Source organism: Streptomyces sp. NPDC059649 (genome assembly GCF_042734445.1).
Taxonomy (GTDB): domain Bacteria; phylum Actinomycetota; class Actinomycetes; order Streptomycetales; family Streptomycetaceae; genus Streptomyces.
On the sequence record NZ_JBHWDV010000022.1, the window covers coordinates 49,272 to 68,325 of the forward strand.

General features: G+C 74.1%; 15 protein-coding genes. 3 read left to right on the forward strand and 12 right to left on the reverse strand.

The window, feature by feature from the left end:
* Nucleotides 1-7 precede the first annotated feature (7 nt).
* Genes ACFV1J_RS22435 through ACFV1J_RS22445 form a run of 3 tightly spaced genes read right to left on the reverse strand, consistent with a single transcriptional unit; the run spans nucleotide 8 to nucleotide 3,095 of the window.
* Nucleotides 8-520: a copper chaperone PCu(A)C gene (locus ACFV1J_RS22435; protein WP_385860652.1), complete on the reverse strand. Its 513-nt coding sequence runs from the start codon at nucleotides 518-520 to the stop codon at nucleotides 8-10.
* Nucleotides 517-2,817 (reverse strand): heavy metal translocating P-type ATPase, encoded by a 2,301-nt coding sequence (locus ACFV1J_RS22440; protein ID WP_385860653.1) that lies wholly within the window; start codon nucleotides 2,815-2,817, stop codon nucleotides 517-519. The genes ACFV1J_RS22435 and ACFV1J_RS22440 overlap by 4 nt, the downstream gene beginning before the upstream one ends.
* On the reverse strand, nucleotides 2,814-3,095 hold the full coding sequence (locus ACFV1J_RS22445; protein ID WP_385860654.1) for a hypothetical protein: 282 nt from the start codon (nucleotides 3,093-3,095) through the stop codon (nucleotides 2,814-2,816). Before ACFV1J_RS22445 ends, ACFV1J_RS22440 begins: the two co-directional genes overlap by 4 nt.
* 278 nt (nucleotides 3,096-3,373) lie before the next feature.
* Here ACFV1J_RS22445 and ACFV1J_RS22450 point away from each other — a divergent pair, with 278 nt between their 5' ends.
* Both ACFV1J_RS22450 and ACFV1J_RS22455 read left to right on the forward strand, forming a co-directional pair.
* Nucleotides 3,374-4,681, forward strand: a complete 1,308-nt coding sequence (locus ACFV1J_RS22450) for a cytochrome P450 (RefSeq protein WP_385860655.1) — start codon at nucleotides 3,374-3,376, stop codon at nucleotides 4,679-4,681.
* A 32-nt stretch (nucleotides 4,682-4,713) separates the two neighbouring features.
* On the forward strand, nucleotides 4,714-5,664 hold the full coding sequence (locus tag ACFV1J_RS22455) for an L-tyrosine/L-tryptophan isonitrile synthase family protein (RefSeq protein ID WP_385860713.1): 951 nt from the start codon (nucleotides 4,714-4,716) through the stop codon (nucleotides 5,662-5,664).
* 72 nt (nucleotides 5,665-5,736) lie between these two features.
* On the opposite strand, the gene ACFV1J_RS22460 is transcribed toward ACFV1J_RS22455, so the two are convergent.
* From ACFV1J_RS22460 to ACFV1J_RS22495, 8 genes are all read right to left on the reverse strand, one after another.
* Nucleotides 5,737-6,525: an ABC transporter ATP-binding protein gene (locus tag ACFV1J_RS22460; protein WP_385860656.1), complete on the reverse strand. Its 789-nt coding sequence runs from the start codon at nucleotides 6,523-6,525 to the stop codon at nucleotides 5,737-5,739.
* Complete coding sequence (locus tag ACFV1J_RS22465) at nucleotides 6,522-7,529, reverse strand: FecCD family ABC transporter permease (RefSeq protein WP_385860714.1); 1,008 nt, start codon at nucleotides 7,527-7,529, stop codon at nucleotides 6,522-6,524. Before ACFV1J_RS22465 ends, ACFV1J_RS22460 begins: the two co-directional genes overlap by 4 nt.
* Nucleotides 7,530-7,603: 74 nt before the next feature.
* On the reverse strand, nucleotides 7,604-8,671 hold the full coding sequence (locus ACFV1J_RS22470; protein WP_385860657.1) for an ABC transporter substrate-binding protein: 1,068 nt from the start codon (nucleotides 8,669-8,671) through the stop codon (nucleotides 7,604-7,606).
* A gap of 225 nt (nucleotides 8,672-8,896) precedes the next feature.
* On the reverse strand, nucleotides 8,897-9,355 hold the full coding sequence (locus tag ACFV1J_RS22475; protein WP_385860658.1) for a Crp/Fnr family transcriptional regulator: 459 nt from the start codon (nucleotides 9,353-9,355) through the stop codon (nucleotides 8,897-8,899).
* A gap of 100 nt (nucleotides 9,356-9,455) precedes the next feature.
* The gene (locus ACFV1J_RS22480) at nucleotides 9,456-12,335 is read right to left on the reverse strand and encodes an NHLP bacteriocin export ABC transporter permease/ATPase subunit (RefSeq protein ID WP_385860659.1); all 2,880 of its coding nucleotides are present in this window, start codon (nucleotides 12,333-12,335) and stop codon (nucleotides 9,456-9,458) included.
* Nucleotide 12,336: 1 nt separating this feature from the next.
* Nucleotides 12,337-14,619 (reverse strand): NHLP family bacteriocin export ABC transporter peptidase/permease/ATPase subunit, encoded by a 2,283-nt coding sequence (locus tag ACFV1J_RS22485; protein WP_385860660.1) that lies wholly within the window; start codon nucleotides 14,617-14,619, stop codon nucleotides 12,337-12,339.
* Nucleotides 14,616-15,422, reverse strand: a complete 807-nt coding sequence (locus ACFV1J_RS22490; protein WP_385860661.1) for an HlyD family efflux transporter periplasmic adaptor subunit — start codon at nucleotides 15,420-15,422, stop codon at nucleotides 14,616-14,618. Before ACFV1J_RS22490 ends, ACFV1J_RS22485 begins: the two co-directional genes overlap by 4 nt.
* Before the next feature lie 202 nt (nucleotides 15,423-15,624).
* Nucleotides 15,625-15,837 (reverse strand): type A2 lantipeptide, encoded by a 213-nt coding sequence (locus ACFV1J_RS22495; RefSeq protein WP_385860662.1) that lies wholly within the window; start codon nucleotides 15,835-15,837, stop codon nucleotides 15,625-15,627.
* Between the two features lie 774 nt (nucleotides 15,838-16,611).
* On the opposite strand from ACFV1J_RS22495, the gene ACFV1J_RS22500 reads away from it, so the two are divergent.
* Complete coding sequence (locus ACFV1J_RS22500) at nucleotides 16,612-17,640, forward strand: PHP domain-containing protein (RefSeq protein ID WP_385860663.1); 1,029 nt, start codon at nucleotides 16,612-16,614, stop codon at nucleotides 17,638-17,640.
* 12 nt (nucleotides 17,641-17,652) lie between these two features.
* On the opposite strand, the gene ACFV1J_RS22505 is transcribed toward ACFV1J_RS22500, so the two are convergent.
* Nucleotides 17,653-19,041 carry a chloride channel protein gene (locus tag ACFV1J_RS22505; protein WP_385860664.1) on the reverse strand — a complete coding sequence of 463 codons (1,389 nt, stop codon included), beginning with the start codon at nucleotides 19,039-19,041 and terminating at the stop codon, nucleotides 17,653-17,655.
* Between the last annotated feature and the right edge of the window lie 13 nt (nucleotides 19,042-19,054).

The following is a 19,054-nucleotide window of genomic DNA, read 5'->3' on the forward strand; positions in this document are numbered from 1 at the left end:
AGGGGGCTCAGGGACGGGCGCGGCCGGTCCCCGGGCCCCCGGTGGGGAGGGCTTCCCCGGGGCGTACGGCGGTGGCCCGTACGGTCCGTGGGGGGCTGTCGCGGAAGTGCAGGGTGAGGGTGAGCCGGTCGCCGGGCGCGAGCCGCGGCGGCGGGCTGATCATGATGTCCAGGGTGGTCGGCGTCATCCGCAGGGCGCCGCCGGCCGGGACGGCCGCGGTGGAAACCATGGCCATGCTGCGGGCGTTGTGCCCGATGTCGACGGAGCGGCCGAGCATGGCCCGGTGCCCGTCGGGGCCGGTGACGCCGGTCAGCACGTCGTCCGCGCCGCCGGTGTTGCGGACGGTGAGGAACGCGGCGGTGGCCTCGGGGCCGGACGGGACCAGCACCCGGCCGCCGGTGATCTCCATCCGGGCCGGGGTGCCGGCCCGGCCCGCCGCCGTCCAGGCGGTGAGCGCGCCGAGCGTCGCCAGGCAGGTGAGCAGCGGTACGGCGACGGTGGCCGCGGGCAGCCGTGTCATGCGGTCTCCCGGTGTGCGGTGGTGGTGCGGCGGCCGGTGCCGCGGCCCGGCCGGGCCGGTCCGCCGCCGGGCCGCCAGGCGCGCAGCCGGAGGCTGTTGCCGACGACGAGCAGGGAGCTGGCGGACATCGCGGCGGCCGCGAGCATCGGGTTGAGCAGGCCGACGGCGGCGAGCGGCACGGTGACCAGGTTGTAGCCGAAGGCCCAGACGAGGTTGGTGCGGATGGTGCCCAGGGTGCGCCGGGCCAGGCGTACCGCGTCGGCGACGGCCTGCAGGTCCTCGCGGACGAGGGTGACGTCGGCGGCGCCGATCGCGGCGTCGGAGCCGCTGCCCATGGCGATGCCGAGGTCGGCCAGTGCCAGGGCGGCCGCGTCGTTGACGCCGTCGCCGACCACCGCGACCCGGGCGCCCTGCTGTTGGAGGGTGGTGACGAGGGCGGCCTTGTCCTCGGGGTGTACGTCGGCGTGCAGTTCGGTGATGGCGAGGTGGCCGGCGACCGCGCGGGCGGTGGCGGCGCGGTCGCCGGTGGCCAGGACCGGGCGCAGGCCCAGCCGGCGCAGGTGGTCGACGGCGCGGTAGCTGTCCGGGCGCAGTGCGTCGCCGACCGCGAGGACGGCCTCGGGGGTGCCGTCGACGGTGACCAGGACGGCGGTGTGGCCGGCGGTTTCGGCGTCGCGTACCGCGTCCGGGAGGGGGGCCGGCAACGCGGCGGGGTCGCCGGGCCGGGCGGCCTCCACGCGGTGCCCGTCCGTGGTGCCCCGTACGCCGTGGCCGGGCAGGGCGGTGAAGTCGCCGACGGGGGGCAGGAGTTGGCCGGGGTCGCGGTCGCGGGCGCAGGTGGTGACGGCGCGGGCCAGCGGGTGTTCCGAGCCCTGTTCGACACCGGCCGCCAGGCGCAGCGCGGTGTCCGGGCCGAGGCCTCCGGTGCGGGCGGTGACGGCGGTGACGGCCATCCGGCCGGTGGTGAGGGTGCCGGTCTTGTCGAGGACGACGGTGTCGATCCGGCGCAGGCGTTCCAGTGCCTGCGGGCCGCGGACCAGGATGCCGAGCTGGGCGCCGCGGCCGGTGGCGGCCAGCAGGGCGGTCGGGGTGGCCAGCCCCAGCGCGCACGGGCAGGCGACGACGAGGACGGCGACCGCGGCGGTGACCGCGGCCTCGGGGTCGGCCCCGGCGCCGAGCCAGAAGCCCAGGACGGTGACGGAGACGGTCAGCACCGCGGGGACGAAGACCGCGGCCACCGCGTCGGCCAGCCGCTGGATCCGGGTCTTGCCGGTCTGGGCGTCCTCGACGAGCCGGGTGATCCGGGCGAGCTGGGTGTCGGCGCCGACCGCGTCGGCCCGTACCTCCAGCAGCCCGCCGGAGTTGACCGCGCCGCCGACCGCCGCCGAGCCCGGGCCGACCTCGACCGGGCGGCTCTCGCCGGTGATCAGGGACAGGTCCAGGGCGGAACTGCCGGTGACGACGGTGCCGTCGGTGGCGACCCGTTCCCCGGGCCGGACCAGGAAGTGGTCGCCGGCCCGCAGCCGCTCCACCGGGATGCGCCGCTCCTCCCCCGCCACCCGTACGGCGACGTCCTTGGCGGCGAGTTCGGCCAGCGCCCGCAGCGCGGCGCCGGTGCCGTGCCGGGCCCTGGCCTCCAGGTGCCGCCCGGCCAGCACGAACAGCGGTACGCCGACGGCGGCTTCGAGGTAGAGGTGCGCACTGCCGTCGCCCGCGGTGGGCAGCAGGCCGAAGGGCATCGTCATGCCGGGCGCGCCCGCCCCGCCGAGGAACAGCGCCCACGCCGACCAGCCGAAGGACGCGGTGACGCCGAGCGAGACCAGGGTGTCCATGGTCGCGGCCCCGTGCCGCAGTCCGCGCAGCGCTCGGGTGTGGAAGGGGGCGGCGCCCCATACGGCGACCGGGGCGGCGAGCGCGAAGCACAGCCACTGCCAGTGGCGGAACTGCCAGCCGGGCACCATCGACAGGACCAGGACGGGCAGCGAGAGCAGGGCGGTGACCAGCAGCCGGTGGCGGCCGCTGCGACCGTCCTCGTCCGGTGTCGCCGACTCGATCTTCGTCTCTCGGAGTTGAGGCACCTCCGGTGCGGGGAGCCGGGCGGTGAAGCCGGCCGCCTCGACGGTGGTGATGAGGTCGTCGACGGACACCGCGTCGGGGTGCTGCACGGTGGCCCGGCCGGTCGCCAGGTTGACCGAGGCCGCGACGCCGTCCAGCCGGCCGAGTTTCCGCTCGACCCGGCCCACGCAGGCGGCGCAGGTCATCCCGCCGATGGTGAGGGTGGTCGTACGGGCGGTCATCGCGGTGCCCCCACGACGAGCGGGCGGGGCGCGGGGGCGCCCATGCCGGGCATGCCGCCCATGTCCCCGCCGTCGGCGGGCGCGTGGTCGTCGCCGCGGGTGCCGCCGGCCGGGTGCAGCCCCGGGGCGACCGGGCCGGCCGCCGTACCGGCCGCGTAGGACAGCGCGAAGAGGACGGCCAGCAGGGCGATGAATCCGAGCACCGACCGGGCGGGCAGCAGACGGGCGGCGGTGGTGCGGTACGGGGGCCGACTGCGGTCGGCCGGAGAACGGGACATCGCGTCATCGTGGCAGGTGGAAGCGGGGTGCGGCGGCCGATCGGGGGGCTTTTGGCGCGTGAGGTACATCCCGGTCCGGCAGCGGAACCCGGTGGCGTCACCGGCCGACTAACTGGGTTTGCCCGCAACGCCGTTCGTCACCCCGTTGGCCGCGTCGCTCCCGCTTCCGCCGGATTCGTCGGCGTACGGCGGGAACTCGACGCGCTCGGCGCCCGACCTCTCCCACGCCGTGCCGTTCGCGCACGGCGGTCACCGGTCAGTGCCGTGGAGGAACACCCATGTCCAGATTGCCCGAACCCGTGGAGCTCTACGGGGCCGCCCACACCCGAGATCCGTATCCGCTCTACACCGAGCTGCGGGCGCGCGGCCCGGTGCACCGGGTGCGGTTCCCCAGCGGGGTGTGCGCCTGGCTCGTCACCGGGTACGACGCGGCCCATCAGGCGCTGACCGACCCGCGGTTGGGCAAGCACCACTCCCGGGGCAACGCGGCCTGGCGGGCCCGCGCCTCGATCATGCCCGAGCCGCAGCACTCCCAGCTCCAGGTGCATCTGCTGCACCAGGACCCGCCCCGGCACACCGCGCTGCGCCGGCTCCTCACCGACGCCTTCGCCCCGTCGCGCGTCGAGGCGCTCCGGCCCCGCTTCCAGGAGCGGGCCGAGGCGCTGCTCGACGGGCTGCCGGAGAGCGGCACCACGGACCTCGTGGAGACCTTCGCGGCCCGCTTCCCCTTCCAGGTGCTCGCCGAAGTCATCGGTCTGCCGGAGGAGTTCGCGGACCGCTTCGACCGGGACTGGGGGAAGGTGGTCCAGCCGGTGGGGCCGACGGATCCGGGCCGGCCGGTGTACGAGGCGCGGCTGCGCGGCCTGCAGCGGTACATCGCCGCTCTGGTCGACCACAAGCGCCGGGAGCGGGGCGCGGATCTGCTGTCCCGGCTGGTGGCCGCGTGCGACGACGGCCGGATCGAGCCGGCGGAGCTGGATTCGATGATCTTCCAGCTGCTGGTGGCCGGCCAGGAACCGGTCACGAACCAGATCACCACGGCCCTGGTCGCCCTGCTGCGCCACCCGCGGCAGCTCGCGGAGCTGGCCGCGCGTCCGGAGCTGCTGCCGCGCGCGGTCGAGGAACTGCTGCGGTACGACAGCGCCTTCGAGCTGACGACCTGGCGGTTCTTCGCCGAGGACGCCGATCTGCACGGGACCCGGGTGCCGGCCGGCGACTCGGTCATCGTGTCGCTGTGTGCGGCGAACCGGGATCCGCGCCGGTTCGCCGACGCCGACCGGCTCGACCTCGGCCGCTCCCCCAACCCTCATCTGGCCTTCGGCCACGGCATCCATTTCTGCCCCGGTGCCGCGCTCGCCCGGACCGAACTCCGGATCGCCCTGGAGACGCTGCTCCGACGGCTCCCCGGACTCCGGCTCGCCGAACCGGACGACCAACTCACCTGGATACCGGCGGTGTTGGCGCGGGGCGTCGACCGGCTGCCGGTGGCGTACGGAGCCGGCGGGGACGCCGGCGGGCCGGCCTCCGGGGGCGGCTGCCCGTTCACCGCGGGGCGCGCCACGGACGGGGCGGCCGCCGCGTGCTGACCCGTCCCGACCGTCTGCTGCCCGACCGGCTGCTGCCCGACCGTCCCGCCGCCGTCCCGCCGCCCGGCGACCCCGGGGCGGTGTGCGCGGCGGTGCTCGCCGTCCTCCTGCCGTACCGGCGGACGCTGGACGCCGTGGGCGGGGGCGGGCCGGACGCGTTCCCCGATCAGCTGCGGCAGCTCATGGGTCCCGTGGCGGCGGGTGAGCCGATCGTGTTCACGCTCCCGGGTTTCCCCTGCAAGTCGCCGAACCCGGCCAAGGTGCTCGGCCCGCTGCCCGACGAGGGCGAGCGGCTGGCCCTGCGCTTCCTGGACGCGCTCTGTGCCCGGATCGAGGCCGTCCACCCGCCCGGCGCACGGGTGGTCATCTGCTCGGACGGGCATGTCTTCAGCGACCTCATCCACGTCCCCGACCGCACCGTCGACGCCTACGGTGACGCGCTGCGCGCCCTGATCCGCGCCGAGGGGCTGACCCGGCTGGCGGTGTTCGACCTGCGGGCGGTGTACGGACCCGGGCTGTCGTACGACGCGCGGCGGGCGCTGGTCGACGAACGGCACGCCCCCACGCTGGAGGCACTGCGCGCCCGGACCCGCACCCACGAGCCGACCCGCCGGCTGTACCAGGGCATCACCCGGTTCCTGTTCGAGGACACCGCCGCGTTCGCCGGCACCCGTTCGGCGCTGCAGCGCGACTGCCGCCGGCGCGCGTACGGGGTGATGCGGCGCAGCAGCGCCTGGGGCGAGCTGGTCGCCCGCCACCATCCGGGGGCGGTCCGGCTCTCGATCCATCCGCAGCCGCTCGGTGCGGCGAAGTTCGGGATCCGGCTGCTGGCGGCGCCGGACGTCTGGCTGACGCCCTGGCACTCGTGCGTGCTGCAACACCCGGACGGCAGGCGGGAGTTGCGGCACCGGGCGGAGGCCGAGCGGCTCGGGCGGCTGGTGCTGCGGGACGGCCGGCCGAGCCACTTCGTGGCGGCGGGGTGAGCGGAGGGGAGGGCGGCCGGTGGCCGCCCTCCCCCGGTCGGGCGCCTTGCCTCGCCACCGTGTCCTCGCCCGTCAGCCGCATTCCGCGGGCAGCGGTGCGCGGTGGTCGTAGGCGATCAACGGGTCGCCGGTGAGGGGGTGTTCGGTCACCGCGGCGCGGACGCCGAAGACCTCGGCCAGCAGGTCCGGGGTGAGCACCTCGCGCGGGGTGCCGGAGGCCACCAGCCGGTCGCCGTGCAGGACGTGCAGCCGGTCGCAGAGGGAGGCGGCGGCGTTGAGGTCGTGCAGCGAGATCAGCGTGGTGCGGCGGCGGTCGCGCAGCAGGGTGAGCAGTTCGACCTGGTGGCGGATGTCGAGGTGGTTGGTGGGCTCGTCCAGCACCAGCACCTCGGGGTCCTGGGCGAACGCCCGGGCGAGCAGGGCGCGTTGACGTTCACCGCCGGAGAGGGCGGAGAACCTGCGGGCCTCATGACCGGCGAGCCCGACGGCGGCCAGCGCGCCGGCCACCCGTTCCCGGTCCTCGCGGTCGTCTCCGGCGAAGGCCCGTTTGTAGGGCGTCCGGCCCATCATCACGACCTCGCGCACGGTCAGTTCGAAGTCGCTGCCGCGTTCCTGGGGCAGCGCGGCGACCTGTCGTGCGGTCCGGCCGGGCGGCAGCGTGCGCAGGTCGGTGCCGGCCAGCAGGACGCGTCCGGCGGTGGGGCGCAGATGGCGGTAGACGGTCCGAAGGACGGTGGACTTGCCGCTGCCGTTGGGGCCGACGAGCCCGGCGATCTCACCGGAGGCGGCCATCAGATGCACCCCGGCGACGACGTTGCGGCCCGCGTAGCCGACGTGCAGGTCCTCGATCGCGACGTTCACCGGCCGGCCGCCGTCCGCCGGTCCAGCACGAACAGCAGGGCGGGCGCCCCGATCAGCGCGGTGACCACCCCGACGGGCAGTTCCTGGGTGTCCATGGCCGTACGGCACACCAGGTCCACCACGACCAGCAGCAGCGCCCCGGTCAGCGCGGACAGCGGCAGCAGCCGGCGGTGGTCGCCGCCGATGACCAGCCGGCACAGGTGCGGCACCATCAGGCCGACGAAGGCGACCGCGCCGGAGACCGCGACCAGGACGCCGGTCAGCAGGCTGATGACCACGAACAGCTCGCGGCGCAGCCGGGTCACCGGCACCCCCACGCCGGCGGCGGTCTCGTCGCCCATGAGCAGGGCGTTCATGGCGCGGGCCCGGGCCTGGAGGGCCAGCAGTCCGGCCCCGACGGCGAGCAGCGGCGGCCCCAGCAGGCTCCAGGTGGCCCCGCTCAGGCTGCCCATCAGCCAGAACAGCACGCTGCGGGTCTGCTGTTCGTCGCCGGCCTGGAGGACCAGGTAGCTGGTGAACCCGGAGAGGAACTGGCCGATGCCCACCCCGGCCAGTACCAGCCGCAGCGGCGCGAATCCGCCGCCGCGCCGGGCCAGGCACCACACCAGCGCGAAGGCGGCCAGGGCGCCGGTGAAGGCGGCCGCGGACAGCCCCAGCCCGAGCAGTCCGCCGGTGCTCGCGCCCAGCACGATCGCGGCGACCGCGCCGAGCGAGGCGCCGTTGGAGATGCCCAGCAGGTACGGGTCGGCCAACGGGTTGCGGACCAGCGCCTGGGTCGCGGTGCCCACGAGTCCCAGGCCGGCGCCCACCAGGGCGGCCAACAGGGCGCGGGGAACGCGGAGTTGCCAGACGATGAGGTCGTCGGTGCCCGGCCGGGGCGGTGCGCCGGCCAGTCGTCGCAGCACCACCGACCAGACCTCCGCGGGCGGGATGGCGGTGGTGCCGACGGAGACCGCGGCGGTCAGGGCCGCCAGCAGCGCGGCGCCCAGGACGAGGGCGAGCAGCCCGGCGCGCGGGGGCCGGTGCGCCGTCGGGTCGTCCGCTTCCGCCTCTTCGGGGGCGTCGGTGAGGGCGGTGGTCACCGGCGGGCCCCCTGGAACCGTGCGGGGTAGAGGGTGTGCGCGATCTCCTCGACCGTGTCGGCGGTGCCGACCCCGGCGATCGTCGTCCGTTCCGAACCGATCCGCAGGAAGTGCCCCTTCTTCACCGCGGTCAGTCCCTTGGTGGCGGGGAAGCTCTTCAGGAACGCCGCCGCGTCGTCGAAGGCGCGGGCGTTGGCCGCGGCGTCGCCCCGGTTGCGCACGCCGAGCTGGATCCAGTCCGGGTCCTTGGCGACCACGTCCTCCCAGGAGACGGGCCGGAAGTCGCCGTCGCAGCCGGCGAAGACGTTGCGCGCGCCGGCCTGGGTGAGGACGGCGTTGGCGACCTGCTTGCGGCAGACCGCGAGGGGCTGCTTGGTGCCGGCGTCGTAGTCGAAGAAGAAGTACGTCGGCCGCTGTCGCTCGGGGACGGCGCCGACGGCCTGGTGCACGGCGGCGACCTTGGCCCGCATGCCCGCGATGAGCTGCTTGGCCCGGTCGGCCGTACCGGTGACCGCGCCGAGTCGCCGGATGTCGCCCTCCACCGCGGAGAGGTCCCGCTGCGGCTGCTTCGCCATCGGGGCGCAGGCGGTGGAGGCGAGGTAGAGGTGCTTGATGCCGGCCGCCGCGAACTCGTCGTCGGTGGGCGCGTCCCCGGCACCGCCCATGTGGCCCATCGAGGCGAAGGTGTCGAGGTAGACGTCGGCTCCGGAGCCGAGCAGTTTTTCCTTGGGGATGAGGTGCTTGCCGAGGACGGGCACCTTGCGGGCGCGGGCGTCGAGGGCGGCGGGCAGGGTGCCCTTGCCCGGGGGGAAGCCGGTGCCGATGACGCGGTCGCCGGCGCCCAGCCGGAGCAGCATCTCCAGGGCGGCGGCGTTGCTGGTGACGATGCGGCGCGGCGGGGCGGTGAAGGTGGTCTTCGCGCCCTTGCAGTCGGCGATCCGTACCGGGAATCCGGCGCCGCCGCGGCCGGTGGCGTCCCCGCCGGTGTCCGCTCCCCCGCCGGCGCACGCGGTGGCGGTCAGTGCCACGACGACGGCCAGACCGCACAACTTCCCAGGACGCATGGTGCTTCTCCCCTACGCTTCCGCGGCCGGTCCGCCCGGCCGGGGGGCCGTGGACACGGCCCGGCACAGGTAGTCGGCCGGTCCGGGGGTGCGGTTCCGGGCGGCGGGGGCTTTTCGCGGTGGGTGGTTTCGCGGTGGGTGGTTTCGCGGTGGGTGGTTTCGCGGTGGGTGGTTTCGCGGTGGGTGGCTTTCGCGGTGGGATGGTGCTCGCCCGGCCCGGGCCGTTCAGTCGTCGAAGCCGCTGCCCTGGGGGCCGTAGAGGTCGAGGAGCCGGTTGCGGGTGCCGTGCAGGCGCTGGGCGACGGTCTCGGCGACGTAGCGGTACACCGCGCGGCCGAGGACCGGGTCGCGGTCGCACAGCTCGCGGACCGCCCGGGCGTCGAACTCGACCGCCTCCACCGGGCCGACGGTCTGCGCGCCCAGGTGCCACAGGTAGGGCGGGAACAGCCAGGACCAGCCGAGCAGTTCGTCCCGGCCGAGGGTTTCCACGACGGCCGACCGGCGGCCGGGTACGTGCTGGTCGAGCGCGACCTGCCCGCTGCGGATGATCCAGAACCGGTCCGCCCGCCGGCCCTCCTCGAAGAGCCGGGTGGCGCGGGGCAGCGTCACCTCGCGGGCCAGCTCGGTCAGCAGTCGCCGCTGCTCGGGGGGCATCGCGTCGAACAGGCTTCGCGCCGTGGCCATCTCATCCTCCGTCCGCCGTTTTCGCACGATATGCGCTGGACGGCGGGGATGCCGGGAACGGCTCGTCCGGCGGTGCGGCCGTCCCGGGCGGGCGGCGCGGTCAGGTGAGCTGACGACGTACCAGGTCGTGCAGCCGGCCGCCGGTGTCGGCGAGGAGTTCCGCCGGGGCGCCCTGCTCGACGATCCGGCCGTCCGCCATGACGATCACCCGGTCGGCGTCCATGACGGTGGAGAGCCGGTGGGCGATCACCAGCCGGCTGGCGCTGAGCTTGCGGGTGCTGTCGATGACGATCCGCTGGGTCTCGTTGTCCAGGGCGCTGGTGGCCTCGTCGAAGAAGAGGATCCGCGGCCGCCGGACCAGGGCCTGGGCGATCATCAGGCGCTGGCGCTGGCCGCCGGAGATGGCGCCGCCGCCGGAGATCATGGTGTGCAGGCCCATCGGCATCCGTTTGATGTCCTCGGCCAGACCGGCCATCTCGGCGGCGGCCCAGGCCTCCTCCTGGGTGAAGGACTCGGCGCCGCAGATGCAGTCGAGGAGGGAGCCGGTGAGCGGCTGGGCGTTCTGCAGGACGACGCCGCACTGGCGGCGGACCGCTGCCTGGTCCAGGGCGGCGAGGTCCTGGCCGTCGTAGAGGACGCTGCCGGAGGTGGGTTTGTCGAAGCCGATCAGCAGCCGCAGCAGGGTGGACTTGCCGCAGCCGCTGGGGCCGACGACGGCGACGAATTCGCCGGGGCGGATCTGGAGGGAGATGTCGTCGAGGACCAGTGGGCCGTCGTCGGTGTAGCGGAAGGAGAGCTTCTTGGCCTCGAGGGCGCCGGTGAGGGTGCCGGGCTGGGCGCTGGCGCCGCGCACCTCCGGTGCCTCGTCCAGAACCGGCTTGATCTGTTCGAACATCGGCAGCGCGGCGGCGGCCGAGACGAAGGCGCCGGTGATCTGGGTGACCGAGGTCAGCAGCATGGTGACCGAGGTGTTGAAGGTGAGGAACGAGCCGGCCGACATGGTGCCGCGGGCCGGGCCGGCCAGCAGCATGAAGAGGGCCAGCGAGCACAGCGGCAGGTAGACGGCGTTGAGGACGGTGGTGAGGTTCTTGATCCGGCCGGCCTTCTGCTGGAGCTCCCGGGACCGGGCGAACTCCCGGGCCCAGGCGGCGTAGGCGAAGCTCTCGGCCGCGGCGACCCGCAGCTTGGGCAGTCCGCGCAGGGTCTGGAACGCCTGGTTGTTGAGCTTGTTGCTCAGCTTGATCAGCCGCCGCTGCCAGCGCAGCTCCCACAGGCCCATGGTGAGGAAGACCGCCCCGATGACGAGCAGCATGCCGAGCGCGGCGAGCGCCAGCGGCACGCTGTAGACGAGGAGCAGGACGAAGTTCATCGCGCCGATGGTGAGGGACTGCACGGCCACCGGGCCGATGCCGGACAGCACCCGGCGGATGGCGCTGATGCCCATCGCGGCGCTGGCGAGTTCGCCGGTGGAGCGTTCGGTGAAGAACTTGGTGGGCAGCCGCAACAGCCGGTCCCAGACGGCCGGTTGCAGCGCGCTCTCTATTCGGCCCTCCATGCGCAGCACGGTGAGGCTCTGCAGCAGCATGAAGGCGGCGGCGACCACGCTGCTGATGATGACGGCCAGCGCGACCTGCACGATCAGGTTCTTGTCGGCGGCCGGGACGTACACCCCGAGGACCTTGCCGGTGGCGATCGGGACGAGGGCGCCGAGGGCGACCGTGACCAGGCCGCTGAGGGCCAGGTTGCGGACGTCGGTGCGGGTGCCGCGCAGGCTGAAGCGCATCAGCCGCCACATGTTCATCGGCCGCTCGGGCAGCGGGCGGTAGAACATGACGGCGCGGGCCTCGAACTCGTCGGCGTTGTCCTTGCCGATCCGCAGCCGCAGGCCGGAGACGGGGTTGACCGCCTCGTAGCGGCCGCGGCGCCACAGCAGTGCCACGGGGGCGCCGGACTTGGCGCGGTGGCCGACCAGGGGGCCGGAGTCGGTCCGCCACCAGGTGCCGGTGAGGCGGACCGCGCGGGTGCGGATCCGGGAGCTGACCGCGATCCGTTCCACGGGGGTGAGGCGGTCGTTGACGGCGCCGCCCCTGGAGGGCTCGGTGAGGGTGATACCGGCGGCCTCGGCGACGGTGCGGCAGACCGCGAAGGTGGTGTCGTCGCCGGCCCGGTCCGTGCCGCCGCCCCGGCCGGCCCGGTCCTGGCGGCCGATGGAGGCCAGCAGCGCCTGGTCGGCGCGTTCGCGGACCGCCTCGCCGGCCTTGATGCCGGCCGCCGTACGGTCCTCGTGGGCGCGCTCCAGCTGCTCGATCCAGCGGTCGACGGCGGACAGCAGCCGGTACTGCTGATTGACCATCCGCTGCCACAGTTCGGGGTCGACGAGCAGGTCGGCGGCGGCTTCCGCGCTGTAGGAGGCGCCGTACTGGACGCTGCCGGGCGGGACCGGCATCCACAGGACGTCGTCGTCGGCCACCGCGTCGTCGCCGGGCCGGCCGTCCAGCGGGGCCTCGAAGAGCATGCCCAGGCTGCGGGCGGTGCCCAGCGCGAAGGCGTGCTCCAGCGGGCCGTACGCCGCCTGGTGGCCGTAGCCGCCGGGGGCGCCGTACAGGGGCTGGGCACCGGTGTCGGTCTGCTCGCCGTATCCGCCGTACTCCCAGCGGGGCAGCTCGCGCAGGGGGATGCGGCGCACCGCGCAGTCCTGCGAGGGGCGGCCGAGCAGGGTGTGCTGGGGGCCGTCGACCGGGCCGAGGAGCAGGGCGCCGGGTTCGAGCCGGCCCAGGAAGTGCCAGTGGCCCTCGGCCGCGGCGTCGACCGCGAACAGGTCGAGCGCTCCGGCGGTGACCAGCCACAGCACGTGCGGCCCTTCGAGGGGGAGGCTGCGCAGTCCGGCGCAGTCGACGGGCGCGCCGAGGCCGCCCAGGGCCTGCGTCACCGCATCGGTCTCGCCGGGTCCCGCGTGCGGGAACGGGGGCAGGGCTGACACCTCAGTGCTCCTTGACCAGCTCGGCGTACGCGCCTCCGGCGGCGACCAGGTCCTCGTGGCGGCCGCGTTCGACGACCACACCGTGGTCGAGGACGACGATCTCGTCGCTGTCGCGGACGGTGCTGAGCCGGTGGGCGATGACGACGCAGGCACAGCCGCGCCGCCGCAGATTGTCCATGATGATCTGTTCGGTCTGCGCGTCCAGGGCGCTGGTGACCTCGTCGAGGACCAGGATGCTGGGGCGCCGGACCAGGGCGCGGGCGATCTCCAGGCGCTGTCGCTGCCCGCCGGAGAAGTTGCGGCCGTCCTGGTCGACCCGGGTGTATATGCCGTCCGGGCGGCGGGCGATGACGTCGTCGTAGAGGGCGGCGTCCTTGAGGGCGGCGATGACCGCGTCGTCGGGGATGGACGGGTCCCACAGGGCCACGTTGTCCCGGACCGTTCCCTCGAAGAGGAAGACGTCCTGGTCGACGAAGGAGACGGAGGCGGCGAGCGTGCTGCGGGAGAGGTCCTCCAGGCGGTGTCCGTCGATGCGGATGGTGCCTTCCCAGGGGCTGTAGAGGCCGGAGATCAGCCGGGAGACGGTGGACTTGCCGCTGCCGGAGCCGCCGACCAGGGCGACCTGACGGCCCGGTCCGACGGCCAGTGAGAAGCCGGTGAGCAGTGGTTTGTCCAGCAGGCTGTAGCCGAAGGTGATGTTCTCCAGCGTCACATGGCCCTTGAGCCGGCGGGTGTCGCCCTCCGAGCCGGGCCGGGTGTAGAGGGTGTCGGCGGGGAAGGACTCGACGTCCTTGAGGCGGGCCACGTCGGCGGCGAAGTCCTGGATGCGGCCGGCGACGCCGTTGAGCCGGGTGATGGGCGCGGTGAAGCGGGTGACCAGCGCCTGGAAGGCGACCAGCAGACCGATGGAGATATGGCCCTCGACGGCCCGCAGTCCGCCGATCCACAGGATCAGGGCGCTGTTGAGGGTGGCGAGGGTGGGCGCGACGACGGCCAGCCAGGCGCTGGGGACGCCGAGCCGCTGCTGTTCCTCCAGGGTGGCGGCGTGCTGGCCGGCCCAGCGGCGGAAGTAGCCGTTCTCCCCGCCGGTGGCCTTCATGGTCTCGATGAGCTGCAGGCCGGTGTAGGCGGTGTTGGTGAGGCGGGCGGTGTCGGCGCGGAGTTTCGCGGTGTGGGTGGCGCGCAGCCGGATCACGATCCGCATGGCGACGACGTTGAGCAGGGCGATGCCGACGCCGATGACGGTGAGCTGGGGGTCGTAGGTCCACAGCAGCACGGCGTAGAGGACGACGACGATCCCGTCCACGCCGGCGGCGGCGAGGTCCCGGGCGAGGGTTTCGGCGACCGCGTCGTTGGACTGCAGCCGTTGGACCAGGTCGGCCGGGCTGCGCTGGGCGAAGAAGGTGACCGGGAGGCGGAGCAGATGGCGCAGGAAGCGGGCGCTGGTGAGGGTCGAGGAGATGATCCGGCCGCGCAGCAGGTTGGCCTGTTGCAGTCCGGTGAGGACGGCGGTGAGCGCGACCATCGCGGCCATCGACGCGAAGAGCGGCCCCAGCAGCGAGGTCTGCTTGCCGATCAGGAACATGTCGATGTACGTGCGGCTGAGCGCGGGCACCGCGGCGCCGACCGCGACCAGCAGCAGGCTGGCGAGGAGCGCGGCGAGCAGGGTGCCGGTGGTGCCGCGCATCCGGGCGGGCACGGCGCCGAGGACGCCGGGCTTGCGGCCGCCCTTGCGGAAGGACTCGGACGGTTCGAAGACCAGGGCGACGCCGGTGAAGCTGGTGTCGAAGTCCTCCATGGGCACGAAGCGGCGGCCCTTGTCGGGGTCGTTGATGTGCACGCCGCGGCGGCCCATCCGGCGGCCCATGCCGTCGTAGACGACGTAGTGGTTGAACTCCCAGAAGAGGATGGCCGGGCCCTGGACCTCGGCGAGCGCGGCGGTTTCCATCTGCATGCCCTTGGCCTGCAGTCCGTAACTGCGGGCGGCCTTGAGCAGGTTGCTGGCGCGGGAGCCGTCGCGGGAGACGCCGCAGGCGATCCGGAGTTCTTCCAGGGGGACGTGCCGGCCGTGGTGGGCGAGCACCATCGCCAGGGAGGCGGCGCCGCATTCCACGGCCTCCATCTGGAGGACGGTGGGGGTGCGGACGGCCTTGACCTTCTTGGGGGGCGCGGGCGGGGCGGCGCGCCGGCGTCGGGCGGCGGGCGCGGGTTCGGTGCGGTGCCGGCGGCGGCCGGGCGGCGGCAGCCGGTCCTGCGGGGGTGCGGAGTCCTGGGATGCGGTCACGGCAGCAGCCAATCGATCGGGTGCTGCGCGGCGAGGTGGACGGCGCCGCTGGCCAGCGTCATGGAGTCGACGGCGTAGGGCGGGCCGTCGGAGGTCGACCAGGCGTAGCCGGACCTGTTCCGGGGGGCACGGTCGAGCTGTACCAGGACGGCGACCGGCGGGCCGGTCTTCGAGAACTGCTCGCCGAGCTGGCTGCTGCCCAGGTAGGCGCCGATCCGCTGGCGGGTCTGGGCGGTCCGGCCGACGGCCTTGACCCGGCCGCGCAGCACGCCGTACTGCTGGTTCGGCACGGACTGGACGGTGAGGTCGACGGAGGCGCCGACGGGGACGGTGGCGCCGTTCTCGGCCGGTACGTACAGCGTCGCCGTCAGGGGGTCCCGGGCGTGTGCCACGCGTTCGACGGAGGCCACGTCCGCGCCCGTGGTGACGACCGAGCCGATGGTGGCGACCATCGTGGTCAGCCGGCCGGCGGCGATCGCGCGGACGACGGCGGTGCCCTGTGCGGTGCGGACCTTGAGGACCGGGGCGCCCGCGGCCACCCGCTGCCCTTCCTGGGCGAGTACGGCGGTGACCTGGCCCGCGACGGGGCTCTGCAGGACGTAGCTGCCCTGGCCGTGGGTGAGGATCCCGGGGGCGGTGAGGGTGGAGGAGACGGTGCCGGTCACCGCCCATACGGCGGCGGCGAGCACGCTGAGGACCGTGACGATCAGGACGAGCAGTCCCTGTGGCCGGGCGAAGCGCACCGGCAGATCGATTTCCTCCGGCGACTGCAGCTTGGAAAGGGCCTGTTGACGGAACTGCACGACACTCTTTCCCTCAACTGCAAAGGACTGTCAGGACACCACGGAAACGGGCTCTCGCTCCGCCGCCGCGGTGGGACCGAGCGTACGGTGGCCGGTCCGGTGGACGGCAGCCGGGTGCCCCGGAACCCGGCGAAGGCCTGGCGGTTCCGGGGCAGCCGGGCGGCATGTCGGCAAGGAGGGGACGCCGACCTGCCATTGGTCTTTAGAGACCGGCGACGAGGCCCGTGACCTGGCCGGTGTTGACGCCGGTCAGACCCTCGACGGTGCCGGTGGCGGTGCCGAGGGTGCCGCCGACGTTGAGGCCCGTGGCGCCGTCGAGGGCGGAGGTGGCGGTGCCGGCCAGGCTGCCGACGAGGCCACCGGCCACGTTGTCGAGCTCGCTGTCGGCGATTTCCTGGGTCTGAATCTCGCGCATGATGATTCCTTTCGGATGCATATCTCAATAGCTGCGGCGGCGCCGTCCGGAAGGGCGGTCCGGCCACGACGGCAGTCGCCGAAGGCCCCGAAATCGAGACCTCTGGGTAACTCCCGCAGTGCGAAGGATCAAAGCATGCAGGCGGGTTGTGCTGCGAATCGGACTACGGCCGATCCGGACCGCTTCGAACCTCTCCATTACCTGACGTGGACGCGCGTCCATGAAGTGGTGGCAGCTTCTTCACAACTTCTGCGGTTTGCGTTCGCCTCGGTTGTTGAAGGTCCGTCAGACGAACGGGACATTCCCGTATCAAACCGCTTACGTGCAGGTCAGCGCCGGGAATAACAAAGGGAGGGGGCGTGCCGGCTGCGCAATCGGTGTGCAGATCCCTTGAAGACACACAGTTTTTACGGCACCGGTCGACGGGCGCCGACAGAACTCCGGCGAGCACCTCCGGAACCCTCCGCCGAATGGTGCGCAGGCATTGACCACGCCCGATTTACCCGGAGTTACCGGGATGGCATCGCACCCATTCAACGTCTTGCACGGATTCTTCGGCACTATCCGTACAGCATTCCCATGGAATCGGATCGACCGCCCCGAGAACGGACATAACCGCATAACGGCACGCCGTCCGACTCGGCGGGAATGGGCGATTTACCGCCGGTACCGCCCCCGGACGGCGATCCGGCGGCCGGGCCCGGTGGCAGCCGGTACCCGGTTGCGGCACGGTGAAAAGAGCCGCGGGACCGGCGCACCCGGAAGGAGCCGTACGTGGAGCCCGTCGACGCGCTGGAGCGGATCGCGTTCCTGCTGGAACGGCAGGGCGCGGCGACCTACCGCGTACAGGCGTTCCGCGGGGCCGCGGCCGCCCTCGGCGCACTCTCGGACGAGGAGCTGCGCGCGCGGGCGCGGCAGGGCACGCTGGTCCGCCTCAAGGGGCTGGGCCCCAAGACCACCCGGGTGGTCGAGGAGGCACTGGCGGGCGTGCGGCCCACCTATCTGGCGCATCTGGAGGATGAAGCCGGCGCCCCGCTGGTCGAGGGGGAGCGCGGGCAGCGGCTGCGGCGGGCCCTGCGCGGCGACTGCCATCTGCACTCCGACTGGTCGGACGGCGGCAGCCCGGTCGAGGTGATGGCCCGGGCCGCCCGCGACCTCGGCCACGAGTGGTGCGTGCTGACCGACCACTCCCCCCGACTCACCGTCGCCCGCGGGTTGTCCGCACAACGGCTGCGGGAACAGCTGGAGCTGGTGGCGGAGGTCAACGAGCGGCTGGCGCCGTTCCGGCTGCTGACCGGGATCGAGTGCGACATCCTCGACGACGGCTCCCTGGACCAGGAACCGGAGCTGCTGGAGCGGCTCGACGTGGTGGTGGCCTCGGTGCACTCCAAGCTCCGGATGGACCGGGCGCCGATGACCCGGCGGATGGTGGCCGCGGTGCGCAATCCGCTGGTGGACGTCCTCGGGCACTGCACCGGGCGGCTGGTGACCGGCCGGGGCCGTCCGGAGTCGGAGTTCGACGCCGACGAGGTGTTCGCGGCCTGCGCCGAGCACCGCACCGCGGTCGAGATCAACTGCCGCCCCGAGCGCCTCGATCCGCCGCGCCGGCTGCTGCGCCGGGCGCTGGCGGCCGGGACGCTGTTCGCCATCGACACCGACGCGCACGCACCGGGCCAGCTGGACTGGCAGATCTACGGCTGTGCCCGCGCGGAGGAGTGCGACGTCCCGGCGGAGCGGGTCATCACCACCTGGACGGCGCGCCAGTTGGCCACCTGGACGACCACCGGCCGCACACCGCGCTGACCGGACGCCCGGTCAGGCGGCCGACGGCGCCGCGGCGGTGCGGCCGGGCGCGGCGGGCGCCGGGGTGAGCCGCAGCGTCACCACGTACCCGACCACGACGGCGACGATCACCAGCGGCATCACGGTGAGGCCGTCGCGGCCCAGCAGCAGCGTCGCCATCAGCACCGACGTCATCGGGAGCCGGAGCATGGCCACCGCCATCGCCCCGACGCCCATCGCGAAGGCCGGGGTGAGCGAGAGGCCCGGCAGATGTGACAGCACCACCCCGCCGGACCCGCCGAGGAACAGCGCCGGGAAGATCGGCCCGCCCCGGAAGGCGCTCAGCGACGCGCAGTACGCCAGGCCCTTGCCCAGGAGGAGCAGCAGCAGCGCCGCCACGGAATATCCGGCGCTGTCGTGGAACAGCGTCCCCAGCGCCGACTGGCCCGAGAAGAGCAGCTCCTGGGCGGGCTTGCCGGTGGCCGCGGAGAAGCCCACCGCCAGGGCGCCCACCACCAGCCCCATCAGCACCGTGGCCGGCACCCGGTGGCGGGCCACCCGCCCCTTGAGGAACAGCGCGAACCGCCGGACCCCGGTGCCGGCGACCGCGGCGGCCACCCCGATGACCAGGGCCCAGCCGAACTCCGGGGCGGTGGGTTCGGCGGCCCGGGGGACGTCGTGCAGCGTGAGGGAGTACGTCCCGAGTCCGGTCCAGTCGCCCAGCCCGGTGAAGACCAGCGCCCCGATGCCGGAGGCGAGCAGGCCGGGCACCAGCATCATCCCCAGCATCGGGCCGGCCACCCCGGAGACCTCCATCAGCAGGAACGCGCCCACCAGCGGCGAACCGAGCAGCGCGCTGATCGCGGCGAAGCTGCCGGCCGCGCCCACCGCGGCCACCGTCCGGGCGTCGGTCCCCCGCCTGGTCAGCCGGCCGGCGGCCGCGGCCAGCCCGCCGCCCAGGGCGATCAGCGGGGCCTCCGGGCCGAGCACCGCGCCGAAGGCGAGCGAGGCCAGGGACGCGAGCGCGACGCCGGGCAGTGCGGACAGCGCGGGCGGGCCGCCGAGCGCCAGTCCCTCGGCCGGTTCGTGGCCGCCGTTCCCGGGGAGGTGGCGGATGGCGAGCCCGGTCAGCAGCCCGGCGACCGCGAGCATCGGCAGCGGCCACCACAGCGGCGTGCCGGCGAGGCCCAGCGCATGCGGCAGGTCGTCGTAGAGCAGCGGTTCCAGGGCGTGGACGGCGGCGAGGAAGCCGAACGCGACCAGGCAGACCGGGAACCCGATCAGGGCCGCGGTCAGCAGCACCCTCGCGTAGCCGTGGGCGCGCACCGGGCCGTAGGGGTCGGGGGGCGCGGCGGCCGGCGGTGTGCCGTCCGGGGCGCCGGGGCCGGTGGATCCGCTCCGGCCGGTGGGGCCGACCGACATCGCCTCGCCTCCT